This window comes from Pantoea sp. Seng, assembly GCF_009829935.1.
GTDB lineage: Bacteria > Pseudomonadota > Gammaproteobacteria > Enterobacterales > Enterobacteriaceae > Pantoea > Pantoea communis.
Genome location: NZ_SZZV01000009.1, coordinates 85,163 through 98,491, shown reverse-complemented (window position 1 = coordinate 98,491; position 13,329 = coordinate 85,163). Strand labels below are relative to the sequence as shown.

Sequence of the window (13,329 nt, the reverse complement as noted above, 5' to 3'; positions counted from 1 at the left end):
GGAGTTGCCGCGGTTGGCAGTTTATTAACAATTCTGTAAACTCTTGCGGTGAAATGTCCCGGTGGATTTAGGGCATGCAGAGCCTGGGATAGGCTCTACGTCTGGCCGCCGGCAATCTAATAAGAGGTCATGATGAGTACAGAGATTAAAACTCAAGTCGTGGTACTTGGGGCAGGTCCTGCAGGTTACTCTGCAGCCTTCCGTTGCGCTGATTTAGGTCTGGAAACCGTAATCGTTGAGCGTTACAGCACCCTCGGTGGTGTTTGTCTGAACGTAGGCTGTATCCCGTCAAAAGCGCTGCTTCATGTTGCGAAAGTGATCGAAGAAGCCAAAGCACTGGAAGAGCACGGTATCGTGTTTGGCCAGCCGCAAACTGACATCAACAAGATCCGTACCTGGAAAGAAAAAGTTATCACCCAACTGACTGGCGGTCTGGCCGGCATGGCGAAAGGCCGTAAAGTGAAAGTGGTAACCGGTCTGGGTAAATTCACCGGTGCTAACACCCTGGTGGTGGAAGGTGAGGGTGGCGCAACCACCATCAACTTCGACAACGCGATTATCGCTGCAGGCTCGCGCCCGATTGAGCTGCCATTCATCCCACACAACGATCCACGCGTGTGGGATTCAACAGATGCGCTGGAACTGAAAGAAGTGCCTAAGCGTCTGCTGGTTATGGGCGGCGGCATCATCGGTCTGGAAATGGCCACCGTGTATAACGCGCTGGGTTCAGAGATCGACGTGGTTGAGATGTTCGACCAGGTTATCCCTGCTGCCGATAAAGACGTGGTGAAGGTCTTCACCAAACGTATCAGCAAAAAATTCAACCTGATGCTGGAAACCAAAGTGACCGCTGTTGAAGCGAAAGACGATGGTATCTACGTGTCAATGGAAGGCAAAAAAGCCCCGGCTGAAGCACAGCGTTATGACGCAGTGCTGGTGGCGATTGGCCGTGTGCCAAACGGTAAAGGCCTGGATGCGGGTAAAGCGGGCGTGGAAGTGGACGATCGTGGTTTCATCCGCGTCGACAAACAGCTGCGTACCAACGTGCCACACATCTTTGCTATCGGCGACATCGTCGGTCAGCCAATGCTGGCGCACAAAGGCGTGCATGAAGGCCACGTCGCGGCAGAAGTGATTTCTGGTCTGAAGCACTACTTCGACCCGAAAGTGATCCCTTCTATCGCCTATACCGAGCCAGAAGTTGCCTGGGTAGGTCTGACCGAGAAAGAAGCTAAAGAGAAAGGCATCAGCTACGAAGTCTCCACCTTCCCGTGGGCTGCTTCTGGCCGTGCAATCGCTTCTGATTGTGCAGACGGTATGACCAAACTGATCTTCGACAAAGAAACTCACCGTGTGATCGGTGGCGCGATTGTCGGCACCAACGGCGGCGAGCTGCTGGGTGAAATCGGTCTGGCGATCGAAATGGGCTGTGATGCAGAAGACATCGCACTGACCATTCACGCGCACCCAACCTTGCATGAGTCAGTTGGTCTGGCGGCAGAAGTGTTTGAAGGTAGTATCACGGACCTGCCAAACGCGAAAGCGAAAAAGAAATAATTTTTATAATAAATAAAGAAACGGCTCCTTAATGGAGCCGTTTTTTATTACGGGTTCTATTAAATTGAATCGATAAATAAGGCGCTGGAGCTAACGCATAAGCCCTGCCGGAAATAGCAGGGGCGAACCCCTGCTATTGAAGTGTTACTGCCTGACTTCGTAAGCCATTACCGCAGATAATTCAGCAGTGAATACCTTGAATCGTAATTCACAGCGTGTATTGCGATTCACCAGGCACAATACTAATAGCATGAGCCCGCCGATAATCAGCTTGCTGAATGATAACTTCATAATCACTTACTCCTTGCATTAGCACGAGCAAGCAACTACCCTAACATTGCTTAGGTGTTTCGGGTAGTTGCCTGCTCGTGCGGTTGATGAAAATTGACCGCATGAGTTTCTCCTTCCACAACCCACCTCAATTGATAATGCTTGAGGCAGATTGCCTCAAGCGCCCGCAGGCAGTCTACGCGTTTTGTTTCTTATTTCACGTCTAATTTATCTTTAATTTTAATTAAATTTCCCAGTTTTATCGTTAGTCTTTAATTAAAGATGTTAAGTGTTCATGTGATTAATTATTGATATCTTTAATCCAATCAATAAAATGCCTTAGCGGTGCGGAAAGGTATTTCCTGCTGGGGTAATAAAGCCAGAATCCTTCTTCAATCTGCGTATACTCATTAAGTATTTCAACTAATTCTCTCTCCGCCAAAGCAGCGTTGACCGCGTCCTGATGTAAAAAGGCGATACCTAATCCGGCACATGCCGCTTGCAGAATGCGCTCATTATTGTCCAGCACCAGTGAGCCTTTTACCGCCACTTCCTGCTTGCGCCCGTCTTGCCAAAATTCCCAACGATAGCGACGTCCGCTCGGAAAGCGCCGCTCAATACAGGGAAACTGCAATAACTCCGCCGGGAACTGCGGAACGCCATGTTGAGCAAGAAAAGCCGGGCTGGCCACCGCCAGTGCGCGCATCGGCTTGCCAAAGGGCACTGCGATCATATCCTGCGCCAGCACATCGCCATAGCGTACGCCTGCATCAAAACCACTCTGAACGATATCTACCAACGCGTCATTGCTGTCGATCTCCAGCGTAATCTCCGGGAAGCGTTGCACGAACGGTAAAATGACGGATTGGAAAAACAGCGCCTCCGCCGAACGCGGCATGCTGATGCGCAACACGCCACGAGGATCGCGACGCCAGTCATTCAGTTCATCCACCGCCTGTGAAAGATCGGCCAGCGCAGGCTGGATACGCAGCAAGAATCGCTCGCCGGCTTCGGTCAGCGCCACTTTCCGCGTGGTGCGGTGCAGCAGACGCACTCCCAACCGCTCCTCAAAGTTGCGCATGGCGTGGCTCAGGCTCGAGGGCGTGACATTTCGCTCCTCAGCGGCTTTGCGAAAACTCAGATGCTGCGCGATAGCGGCAAACATCTCCAGTTCCTGCATTGATGCACGGTAGTTGTTCATTGCTGAATTCCACTCACTAAATCAACGAAAATCGCGCAATTGTTGCTGCGATTGCTGAGGTTTATAACATTAACACCGTAAGCGAAGAGGATAAATCAATGCAACAGCGTCAATTAGGCAGTCAGGGATTACAGGTTTCAGCGTTAGGATTGGGCTGCATGGGCATGAACTTTGCCTATGGTCAGAATGATGAAAAGCAAGCGTTGAATACGCTGGCGCGTGCATTTGAACTCGGCGTCAATTTCCTCGATACCGCTGAAGTGTATGGTCCTTTCACCAATGAGATGTTACTGGCGAAAGCGATCAAAGGCCGTAGCGATATCAAAGTGGCGACCAAGTTTGGTTTCCGCATTACCGATCATGGGGAGGGCTGGGAGCGCATTACCGGTGCCAATAGCGAACCGGCGCATATCCGCCGCGCCGTGGAAGGCTCACTTCAGCGCCTGGGTGTCGAAGCCATTGAATTACTGTATCAGCATCGTCTCGATCCAGCCGTGCCGATTGAGGATGTGGTAGGCGTGATGGCGGATCTGGTGCGTGAAGGGAAGGTGAAGTATCTCGGTTTATCCGAAGTCTCATCCGCCACGTTACGCCGCGCGCAGGCGGTGCATCCGATTTCGGCCCTGCAGAGCGAATACTCACTGTGGACGCGCGATCCGGAGCAAGAAATTCTCGCCACCTGCCGTGAGCTGAATATCGGATTTGTCCCTTACAGTCCGTTAGGCCGCGGCTTCCTCACCGGTAAATTCCCGGCGGCGACCACGCTGGCGGAAGATGATTTTCGTCGCTATCTGCCGCGTTTCCAACAGGACGCACAGGCGCATAACCAGAAGTTAGTGAATCAGCTTTCAGAGATGGCTGCAGGTTATGATGCGACAGCAGCACAACTGGCGCTGGCGTGGGTGCTGGCGAAAGGTGAGCATATCGTGCCGATCCCTGGTGCCAGTAAAATCGCCAATCTGGAACAGAACTGTGCTGCGGCCGCTCTCACACTTCATTCAGCCGATATTAAGGCCCTGGATACGCTATTCAATCCACAAAATATTCAGGGTGAGCGCTACAACGAAAGCGAATTCACCCTGGTCGATCGCTAATTTTTAGCCCTTCAATCACAAAATGGCAGGCTCAGGTGGCCTGCTTTTTTGTGTGACCCCGCTCAAAATCCAGATAAATCTGCTAAATAACGCGCGGATGTTGCTTTTTTGTAAACAGATTAACAATCAGCCGAAATGCTGCTATGCTGGCCGACGCGGAACCGGGCACCTCACCCTACTGTTTGACAGCTCAAGGGGTGTACCGGAAAGCTATACAATGAGAGCGAGGAGAACGTCGTGCTAGAAGAATACCGTAAGCACGTTGCCGAGCGTGCTGCCCAGGGAATCGTACCTAAGCCGTTAGATGCTTCCCAAATGGCCGCGCTGGTTGAACTGCTGAAAAACCCGCCAGCGGGTGAAGAAGAATTCCTGACCGATCTATTGGTCAACCGTGTACCCCCAGGTGTTGATGAAGCGGCTTATGTAAAAGCTGGTTTCCTGGCAGCTGTCACGAAGGGCGAAGCCCTCTCTCCTCTGGTTACTCGCGAAAAGGCAGTTGAACTGCTGGGCACCATGCAGGGTGGCTACAACATCCATGCCCTGATCGAAGCGCTTGACGATGAAGCACTGGCTCCGATTGCCGCTGAAGCCCTGTCCCATACGCTGCTGATGTTCGATAACTTCTACGATGTCGAAGAGAAAGCGAAAGCGGGTAACCCCCACGCGAAGAAAATTATCCAGTCCTGGGCCGATGCTGAGTGGTTCCTGAAGCGTCCTAAGCTGGCTGAAAAAATCACCACCACCGTGTTTAAAGTGACCGGCGAAACCAACACCGATGACCTCTCTCCGGCACCGGATGCATGGTCTCGCCCGGATATTCCACTACACGCACTGGCGATGTTGAAAAACCCACGTGATGGTATCGAACCCGACGATGCCGGCAGCATTGGGCCGATCAAACAGATCGAAGAATTGCAGAAAAAAGGCTTCCCGCTGACCTACGTCGGTGACGTGGTGGGTACCGGTTCTTCCCGTAAATCTGCCACCAACTCGGTGCTGTGGTTCATGGGCGATGACATTCCGTACGTGCCAAACAAAAAAGGCGGCGGTCTGTGCCTCGGCGGTAAAATCGCACCGATCTTCTTCAACACTATGGAAGATGCGGGCGCACTGCCGATCGAAGTGGACGTTGACCGTCTGAACATGGGCGATGTGATTGACGTTTACCCGTACAAGGGTGAAGTGCGCAATCATGAAACCGACGAACTGCTGGCGACCTTCGAGCTGAAAACCGAAGTGCTGCTGGATGAAGTGCGTGCCGGTGGCCGTATTCCACTGATCATTGGTCGTGGCCTGACCACCAAAGCACGCGAATCTCTCGGTCTGCCGCACAGCGATGTGTTTGTGAAAGCCAAAGACGTTGCAGAGAGCACCCGTGGTTATTCACTGGCGCAGAAAATGGTTGGCCGTGCCTGTGGCGTTGAAGGTATCCGTCCGGGTGCCTACTGTGAACCTAAAATGACCTCTGTGGGTTCTCAGGACACCACCGGTCCAATGACCCGTGATGAACTGAAAGACCTGGCGTGCCTCGGCTTCTCATCCGATTTAGTCATGCAGTCATTCTGTCATACCGCAGCCTATCCTAAGCCGGTTGACGTGACCACGCACCACACCCTGCCTGACTTCATTATGAACCGTGGCGGTGTCTCACTGCGTCCGGGTGACGGGGTTATCCACAGCTGGCTGAACCGTATGCTGCTGCCAGATACCGTGGGTACCGGCGGCGATTCACACACCCGTTTCCCAATCGGGATCTCCTTCCCGGCAGGTTCTGGTCTGGTGGCATTTGCTGCTGCGACCGGCGTGATGCCACTGGATATGCCTGAGTCGGTACTGGTGCGCTTCAAAGGCGAAATGCAGCCGGGCATTACCCTGCGCGATCTGGTTCACGCCATCCCACTGTACGCCATCAAAGCGGGTCTGCTGACTGTTGAGAAGAAAGGGAAGAAAAACATCTTCTCTGGCCGCGTGCTGGAAATCGAAGGTCTGCCGAAACTGAAAGTGGAGCAGGCATTTGAACTGACCGATGCGTCAGCTGAGCGTTCTGCAGCGGGCTGTACCATCAAGCTGGATAAAGAGCCGATCATTGAGTATCTGAACTCAAACATCGTGCTGCTGAAGTGGATGATCTCTGAAGGTTACGGCGATCGTCGTACGCTGGAGCGCCGTGTAGAAGGCATGCAGAAATGGCTGGCGGATCCGCAACTGCTGGAAGGCGATGCGGATGCAGAATATGCGGCAGTGATCGATATCGATCTGGCCGAAATCAAAGAGCCAATCCTGTGTGCACCAAACGATCCGGACGATGCGCGCTGGTTGTCTGATGTGCAGGGCGAGAAGATCGATGAAGTGTTCATCGGTTCTTGTATGACCAACATCGGTCACTTCCGTGCAGCGGGTAAACTGCTGGATGCGCACAAAGGCCAACTGCCAACCCGTCTGTGGGTGGCGCCGCCTACTAAGATGGATGCCGCTCAGCTGACGGAAGAGGGCTATTACAGCGTCTTCGGTAAGAGCGGTGCGCGTATCGAAATCCCAGGTTGCTCACTCTGCATGGGTAACCAGGCGCGTGTGAAAGACGGTGCGACGGTGGTTTCCACCTCAACCCGTAACTTCCCGAACCGCCTCGGTACCGGCGCGAACGTGTTCCTGGCTTCGGCTGAGTTGGCTGCGGTAGCCTCGTTGCTGGGCAAATTGCCTACGCCAGATGAGTATCAGCAGTTTATGGTTCAGGTTGATAAGACGGCGGCAGATACTTACCGCTATCTCAACTTTGACCAGCTGGGTCAGTACACTGAAAAAGCTGACGGTGTGATCTTCCAGACCGCGGTTTAATCGGCGCGAAGGATGAAGAGGGGACGATGCGAATCGTCCCTTTTTTTATGCGTAAACCAATAGATCAAATAAATGACATTGTCATTTTTTAAAAATAATAAGTGATGGTCATCAATGATTGTGATTTTTAACACTCTCAATAATTATGTTTTGATTTTAATTATCGCGGTGAGTTAACACTGTTTGCGCATAATTATGTAAGCATATCGTTAATTATCATTTTACATCGGATAGGCTTTAATTTTTACCTAACGAAATAACCAAGCAATATGCTACCTAAAATGGATTTAAGTCAGCATTAATGCCAGAACTTAACGCAAATATAGCGAGTTGGCTTGTATTCAGATTATTCCGAATTCAATCCTTTCCAAATTTATCCCATCCAGTTATGTTTTAAAAAAGTGACACTTATCGCTTCGCTTAAAAAGCGGCTGAGTGCACTCAATCTGCGATAATAAATGATAAGTTCTTAACACTTGTATAAAGGGTGTGCGCTGTAAAATGCATCACAATGTAAAAGTGTTTAATCATTTCCAGGTATCGCTATCTAAATCTATCCATTGCAATTGTGTGGGGGAAAAATGGAATTCAAATCCGCATTCTGTGCTTTATCGATGGCTGTTATCTGTAGTTCACCTTTAACCGTGCAAGCGGCAGGTACGCTGACCGGGCAAGTGGGTATTCAGGTGGTCATCAGTGATGGCTGCACAGTTGGCAACAATGATTCCAGTGGCACCACCAATGACTGGGGTTCGATTAATTTCGGTACCTATGCCGATCTTGCCAATATCATTGATGGTAGCGTATTGGGATCGGATGGCAGCAGCAGTGTTACGGTCACCTGCACCAGCGGATTATCCCCCACGCTAACCTTAGATGGCGGATTAAATGGCAGCAGTACGCTGCGCAACATGACTTCCGGTACCACTTTAATCCCTTATCGACTCTATTCTGACTCCTCCCGTAGCACGGAAATTGCCGTGAACGGCAGTGTGTCACTTTCCGCTGACGGAACCGCGCAGGATGTGCCGATTTACGGTCGTATTTTACCTTCAGACCAAAGCACCACGGCGCCAGCCTCAGGCACTTACGTTGATACCGTAACGGCGACACTCGCCTGGTAATAGCGCCATGGCGCGCTACCTTATCGCCGCTGGCTGGCTGCTGAGTGCATCACCCTGTTTCGCCAGCAGCACCACCGACAGTTTTCAGGTCACCGCCGAAATTACCAGTGGTTGTGCGTTTGGCAGTTCGGGCAGCAGTAGCAGCACGGATTTCGGCACGCTGGATTTTGGCACGATGTCGGCGATCAGCAGCAATGTCGATGTGGCGAGCAGCAGTGGTGCGGGTTCGATTGTGGTGACCTGCACGCCGGGAACGGCCATCACTCTCGCACTGGACTACGGTGAAAATGGCGGAAGCTCCAGCTCGCGATACCTGAGCAACGGCAGCGCAACATTGGCGTATCAGCTCTATCAGGATGCGGCACACACCACGGTATGGGGCAGCGATTCCCTGGCCTACAGCGTGTCGTCATTTCCTGATAGCACACAAACTTACACTGTTTATGGACGCTTGTTTGCCACGGCTGGCTTACCCGCTTCTGGCACTTATAGCGACACCGTAACGGTCACGCTGACCTATTGAATATGAAAAAATGGCTCCTGATTGCTCTGTTTACGTTACAGAGTTCGCTGTTGCATGCCGCCAGTTCAGTGTTGGTCTGGCCGATTTTCCAGGTGATCGAAGCCGACCAGCACGGTAGCGCTTTGTGGTTAGAGAACCGTGGCAGCCAGCCAGTGCGCTTGCAGGTCCGTATTTTAGCCTGGCAGCAGCAGGCGTACCGCGACCGATACGCTGATCAGGGTGAGGTGGTTGCCAGTCCCCCCTTTACCACTATTCCGCCGCAACAGCGCCAGCTGGTTCGGCTGATCCGCACAGCTGCGCCGCCAGAGCAGGGCGAACAAGCCTATCGCATCATCCTCGATGAGATACCCAACGCGGACGTGCCTGCGGTGAAAAACAGCGCCGGGCTGCGATTGCAGATGCGCTATGTGCTGCCGCTGTTCCTCGATGGCAAAGGCGTCTGGACTCAGCCACGCAGCGATGTGCGGCGCGATCCCGCCTCCGCCAGCCAGCCACAACTGAGCTGGCAGCTGGTGACCGAGCAGGGAAAAACACTGTTGCGCATTCGTAATGCAGGCAAGGTCCATGCACGTTTAAGTGAGGTGTTCTGGGGCAGAGAAGCGGATGTCAGTAAAGCATCGTTGATCGTGGCAAAAGGATTTTTGGGTTACGTGCTGGCTGGGCAAAGCATGCAATTCCCCCTGCCTGCGGGGAAAACAGTGCCCATCGGCAGCACGCTGTTCACTCATCTCACTGATAACGGTCCCGTGGTGGCGATCTCACCATGAGGCTCACAAGTGCACGCCGGCTGGCTCTGTTACCCGGCCTGCTGTTGTGCGGCATCATGGATGCCCATGCCGAAGTGTATGACGGTTTGCCTCCGCCGCGCGCACTGAAGAGTGAGCAAAACGATTACACATTGTGGCTCACACTGAGTGTCAATGGCCGTAACGATGGCAGTGTCGTGCCCGTTACGGTGCATAACGCACATTATCTGCTGGATGCAGCAGTGCTGCGGCGTAACAACGTGCAGTTACCGGCCACGGCCAGGGGGGCGCAGGATGTCAGCGTGCTGCCGCAGATCTACGTCAGTTATGACAGTGTGCACCAGATATTACAGCTGCAGGTGCCGGACAGCTGGTTGCCAAAGCAAACGCTGAGCGACAGGCCGCAAACGGCGTATCAGGCCATCAGCTCGCCCGGCATGTTGTTGAATTACGATGCCTATAACGTAAAAAGCGCCGACGCCAGTAGTTACAGCGCGGTTTGGCTGGAACAACGTTTTTTTTCCACCTCGGGTTATCTGTCGAATACCGGCACCTGGCGGCAGTATTGGCAGGGAGAAGCTGATAGCGAAAGCCGCGCGGGCTATCTGCGTTATGACACCACCTGGAAATACAGCAATGTCGATCGCATGGTGAGTTTTCAGTTGGGGGATGTCATCAGCAACTCACTCAGCTGGAGCAATTCGGTGCGATTAGGCGGGCTGCGTATCAGCCGCAGTTTTGCCGTCCGACCCGATTTAGTCACCTATCCGATGCTGAACTGGTCAGGCAACGCTGCCGTGCCCGGTAGTGTGGATGTGTTTATCAACGGCTATAAAACCATTAGCAACAGTCTGAATGCAGGTCCCTGGACGCTGACCAGTACGCCTTATATCAACGGCGCGGGTGAAGCCACCGTCGTCACCACCGATGCACTGGGCCGGCAGGTTGAAACCAGCATTCCGTTTTATGTCTCTAACCAACTGCTGCGCAGTGGATTGAGCGATTTTGACTTTAGCGCAGGCGCATTGCGGCAAAACTATGGCATTCGCAGTGCCGATTACGATGCCGCCGCCGTCAGCGGTTTTTATCGCTATGGCGTGAATGATCATCTGACGCTGGCGCTACAGGGTGAAGGTCGTGAAGGGCTGGCGCGGATGGGCGCGGGGGCGGATATAGCGGTGGCGCGTTTGGGCACGCTTTCGTTGAGTGCCAGCCAGTCTCAAGCTGATCGCGCTGGGCAGCAATATTCTGCCGGTTATTCGTGGTACGCCCCACGTTTTAGCCTCAGCCTCAGCCATGTTCAGCGTACCGCGGGATTCAGCGACTTGTCGGTTTACAACACCAGCGCGAGCCTCAGCCACCGCGCAGAACAAGCCACGCTCAGTGTTGCACCTTTTGGTCGCAGGGCGGGCACCTTTGGCCTCGGTTATTTCGATATCACCGCCCATGACAGCACGCGCACTCGCTTAGCCAATTTATCCTGGAGCCGTGGCCTGTGGGGCAATAGCAGCGTGCACGTGGCACTGAATAAAACCCTTGGCGAGCACGGCATGGCGGCGCAAATCCAGTTACTGATTCCGTTTGATCAGGCGGGATCGGTATCACTCTCCAGCCAGCGTGACAGCAACGGCGAGCGTGCGCAAACCTTGAGCTACAGCCGTGCAGCACCGGCGTCCGGTGGCATTGGCTGGAATCTGGCGGCTTCACAAAACAACGACGGCTATCGCCAGGCGGATGTTACGTGGAAAAACCGCTACTCGGTATTAAGCGGCGGCGTGTACGGATCCTCGGGCGATCGTACGCAATGGTTTGATGCCAGCGGTGCATTGGTGTGGATGGATAACGCGTTGTTTGCCACCAGCAAAATTAATGATGCCTTTATCGTGGTCAGTACTTCTGGCTACAGCGGCGTACCGGTTCGCTATGAAAACCAACTGTTGGGCAGTACCGATAGCCAGGGCCATATTCTGGTGCCGTGGGTCAGCGCATGGTATCCGGCCAAACTGACCATCGATCCGCTGAATTTGCCTGCGGATATCAATGCGCCGCAGGTCGAGCAACGCGTCTCAGTGCGTGAAGCGAGCGGTGCACTGGTGAACTTCCCGCTGCGCAAAACCCGACCACTATTGCTGACGCTGGTGGATGCGCAACATCACCCTTTACCGCCGGGAACGCTGGTGACGGAAATGCACAGTGGGCAAACCACCCAAATGGGATATGGCGGCCAGGCGTGGTTTGACGATGTGCCTGAGCACAGTGAAATCAGCGTGTCGTTGCCGGCGGGACAGTGCCGACATGCGCTGACGATTAACAGCGAACAATTTCGCACAGGGCCTCTGGTGTGTGCTATGGCTGAAAATCAGGAGAAACATCAATGAAAAGGGTGCTAGTGGCGTTGATTGTCTTACTGTCCGGTTGGAGCGGATCGCTCTGGGCGGCCTGTACAGCCAGCTCAAGCAGTACGGACTTTGGCAGCGTCAGCTCTTTTACGTTAGCCAGCACCGCACAGGTGGTTGAAACCGGTACCGGCTTCACCTGTTCGGGCAGCGCACTATCCCTGCTGAGCACCAATACCGTGACGGGCACTATCAGCAGCTCAGCCAATGCATCCGGCACCTCGCCACAGGCTTACAACAGCAGCACCGGCAGTTATATCCCTTATACGATTTGCGGTGACAGCGCGTGCAGCACCACCTACAGCATCGGCAGCAGTAAAACCTGGAGCTCGACCTCACTGCTGGGTCTGCTGGGGTTATTCAATGCCAGCGATGGCTCACTGCCGCTGTATTTGAAAAGCACCGCAGGCGTCAATGTGCCCGCGGGAACCTATACCGACACCATTACGCTGAACTGGAGTTACAGTATCTGTTTTGTTGGCGTTCTCGGGATATGTGCCTATACCACCGGCACGGCCACTTCCACCATCCAGATCCAGTTTGAGGTGACCAATGACTGTGCCATCGACAGCGCGCCCGATCTGGACTTTGGCAGCGCTTCACTGCCCGCCAGTTTTAGCAGCGTCTCATCGGCGCTGGCCATTCGCTGCACGCTGAATGCGGCGTACAGCGTTAACCTTGCCAGCAGCAACGCCACCAGTGGGGATTGGCGACAAATGAGCAACGGCTCTTCGCTGCTGCAGTATCAGTTATATCAGGCAGATGGCACAGCATGGACACCCAGTAATGACCTGAGTGAGACCGGCACCGGCGTCGCGCAAAGTATCAACTACTCCGCAAAGGTGAATCCCGATCAAACCAATCAGCCTGCCGGAAGCTACAGTGATACCGTGACGGTTACCGTCACCTATTGAGCGGCGGCTTCTGGCATAATGCGAGCGCGATCTCACTTTATTCAGCGCGCTACGCACAAAATGCACCTAACCGGTGCTGCACGTCGCGCCATTAGCTACACGAGGCAAACCCATGGAGTATGAATTTCTGCGTGATTTGACCGGTAAGGTCAAAGTACGTATGTCGATGGACCACGAAGCGGTGGGTCACTGGTTCAATGAAGAGGCCAGCGACAATCTGGCCCTGCTGGATGAAGTGGAAGCGGCCGCGCGGGCAGTGAAAGGCACTATCAATCAGTGGCAGCGCGTCGGACATGAGTACACCATCTGGCTGGATGAAGAAGAGGTGATGATCCGAGCCAACCAGCTGGCGCTGGAAGATGATGGCATGGAAGAGGGTATGACCTATTACGACGAAGAGAGCCTGTCATTTTGCGGCGTGGAAGATTTTCTTGCGGTGATTGCAGCCTATCGGCAGTTTATCGCGGGGAAATAACCGCAACCCTTCGCCTGAAGGGTCGCGAGCGTCATACTCGCAACGCCGCGCAATGGTATTCGGCCTCCCTTAGCCGCTATGCTGCCTCAGGCGCGCATGGGCCTTCCCCCCCAGATCTGCCTAAGACGCGCAAGAGCCGTAGCGGCGCCATGTATCGCGCCTGCCACGGCCACAGTGTGCTTCCGTATATACCA

At 53.7% G+C, this 13,329-nt stretch carries 11 protein-coding genes; 9 read left to right on the top strand and 2 right to left on the bottom strand.

The features are described from left to right. Nucleotides 1-132: 132 nt before the first annotated feature. Entirely contained in the window at nucleotides 133-1,557 is a 1,425-nt protein-coding gene (gene lpdA / locus FD737_RS11410) for a dihydrolipoyl dehydrogenase (protein ID WP_034829692.1), read from the top strand. 144 nt (nucleotides 1,558-1,701) lie between these two features. Here lpdA and FD737_RS24145 read toward each other — a convergent pair whose 3' ends face one another. Both FD737_RS24145 and FD737_RS11405 read right to left on the bottom strand, forming a co-directional pair. Beyond that, complete coding sequence (locus tag FD737_RS24145) at nucleotides 1,702-1,848, bottom strand: Hok/Gef family protein (RefSeq protein WP_370523063.1); 147 nt, start codon at nucleotides 1,846-1,848, stop codon at nucleotides 1,702-1,704. A 280-nt stretch (nucleotides 1,849-2,128) separates the two neighbouring features. Further along, the gene (locus FD737_RS11405; protein ID WP_160833533.1) at nucleotides 2,129-3,028 is read right to left on the bottom strand and encodes a LysR family transcriptional regulator; all 900 of its coding nucleotides are present in this window, start codon (nucleotides 3,026-3,028) and stop codon (nucleotides 2,129-2,131) included. A 98-nt stretch (nucleotides 3,029-3,126) separates the two neighbouring features. Between FD737_RS11405 and FD737_RS11400 the strand changes: the two genes are divergently transcribed. From FD737_RS11400 to yacL, 8 genes are all read left to right on the top strand, one after another. Then, nucleotides 3,127-4,122 carry an aldo/keto reductase gene (locus FD737_RS11400; protein WP_160833532.1) on the top strand — a complete coding sequence of 332 codons (996 nt, stop codon included), beginning with the start codon at nucleotides 3,127-3,129 and terminating at the stop codon, nucleotides 4,120-4,122. 237 nt (nucleotides 4,123-4,359) lie between these two features. Continuing rightward, nucleotides 4,360-6,957 (top strand): bifunctional aconitate hydratase 2/2-methylisocitrate dehydratase, encoded by a 2,598-nt coding sequence (gene acnB, locus FD737_RS11395; RefSeq protein ID WP_160833531.1) that lies wholly within the window; start codon nucleotides 4,360-4,362, stop codon nucleotides 6,955-6,957. Nucleotides 6,958-7,538: 581 nt separating this feature from the next. Then, a complete protein-coding gene (locus FD737_RS11390) occupies nucleotides 7,539-8,081 on the top strand; it encodes a spore coat U domain-containing protein (RefSeq protein ID WP_160833530.1) in 543 nt (180 codons plus the stop codon). A gap of 7 nt (nucleotides 8,082-8,088) precedes the next feature. Continuing rightward, complete coding sequence (locus FD737_RS11385; protein WP_160833529.1) at nucleotides 8,089-8,604, top strand: spore coat U domain-containing protein; 516 nt, start codon at nucleotides 8,089-8,091, stop codon at nucleotides 8,602-8,604. 2 nt (nucleotides 8,605-8,606) lie between these two features. Beyond that, on the top strand, nucleotides 8,607-9,371 hold the full coding sequence (locus FD737_RS11380; protein ID WP_160833528.1) for a molecular chaperone: 765 nt from the start codon (nucleotides 8,607-8,609) through the stop codon (nucleotides 9,369-9,371). Beyond that, nucleotides 9,368-11,728 (top strand): fimbria/pilus outer membrane usher protein, encoded by a 2,361-nt coding sequence (locus tag FD737_RS11375; protein ID WP_160833527.1) that lies wholly within the window; start codon nucleotides 9,368-9,370, stop codon nucleotides 11,726-11,728. Before FD737_RS11380 ends, FD737_RS11375 begins: the two co-directional genes overlap by 4 nt. Next, entirely contained in the window at nucleotides 11,725-12,660 is a 936-nt protein-coding gene (locus FD737_RS11370) for a spore coat protein U domain-containing protein (protein ID WP_160833526.1), read from the top strand. Before FD737_RS11375 ends, FD737_RS11370 begins: the two co-directional genes overlap by 4 nt. Nucleotides 12,661-12,772: 112 nt before the next feature. Next, on the top strand, nucleotides 12,773-13,135 hold the full coding sequence (gene yacL, locus FD737_RS11365) for a protein YacL (RefSeq protein WP_160833525.1): 363 nt from the start codon (nucleotides 12,773-12,775) through the stop codon (nucleotides 13,133-13,135). The last annotated feature ends 194 nt before the right edge of the window (nucleotides 13,136-13,329 follow it).

Bases quoted from the DNA above. Each gene is read 5' to 3' on its own strand.
- FD737_RS11375 (WP_160833527.1), top strand. From the start codon at position 9,368: ATGAGGCTCACAAGTGCACGCCGGCTGGCTCTGTTACCCGGCCTGCTG.
- FD737_RS11380 (WP_160833528.1), top strand. From the start codon at position 8,607: ATGAAAAAATGGCTCCTGATTGCTCTGTTTACGTTACAGAGTTCGCTG.
- FD737_RS11405 (WP_160833533.1), bottom strand. From the start codon at position 3,028: ATGAACAACTACCGTGCATCAATGCAGGAACTGGAGATGTTTGCCGCT.
- lpdA (WP_034829692.1), top strand. From the start codon at position 133: ATGAGTACAGAGATTAAAACTCAAGTCGTGGTACTTGGGGCAGGTCCT.
- FD737_RS11390 (WP_160833530.1), top strand. From the start codon at position 7,539: ATGGAATTCAAATCCGCATTCTGTGCTTTATCGATGGCTGTTATCTGT.
- FD737_RS11400 (WP_160833532.1), top strand. From the start codon at position 3,127: ATGCAACAGCGTCAATTAGGCAGTCAGGGATTACAGGTTTCAGCGTTA.
- FD737_RS11370 (WP_160833526.1), top strand. From the start codon at position 11,725: ATGAAAAGGGTGCTAGTGGCGTTGATTGTCTTACTGTCCGGTTGGAGC.
- yacL (WP_160833525.1), top strand. From the start codon at position 12,773: ATGGAGTATGAATTTCTGCGTGATTTGACCGGTAAGGTCAAAGTACGT.
- FD737_RS24145 (WP_370523063.1), bottom strand. From the start codon at position 1,848: ATGAAGTTATCATTCAGCAAGCTGATTATCGGCGGGCTCATGCTATTA.
- FD737_RS11385 (WP_160833529.1), top strand. From the start codon at position 8,089: ATGGCGCGCTACCTTATCGCCGCTGGCTGGCTGCTGAGTGCATCACCC.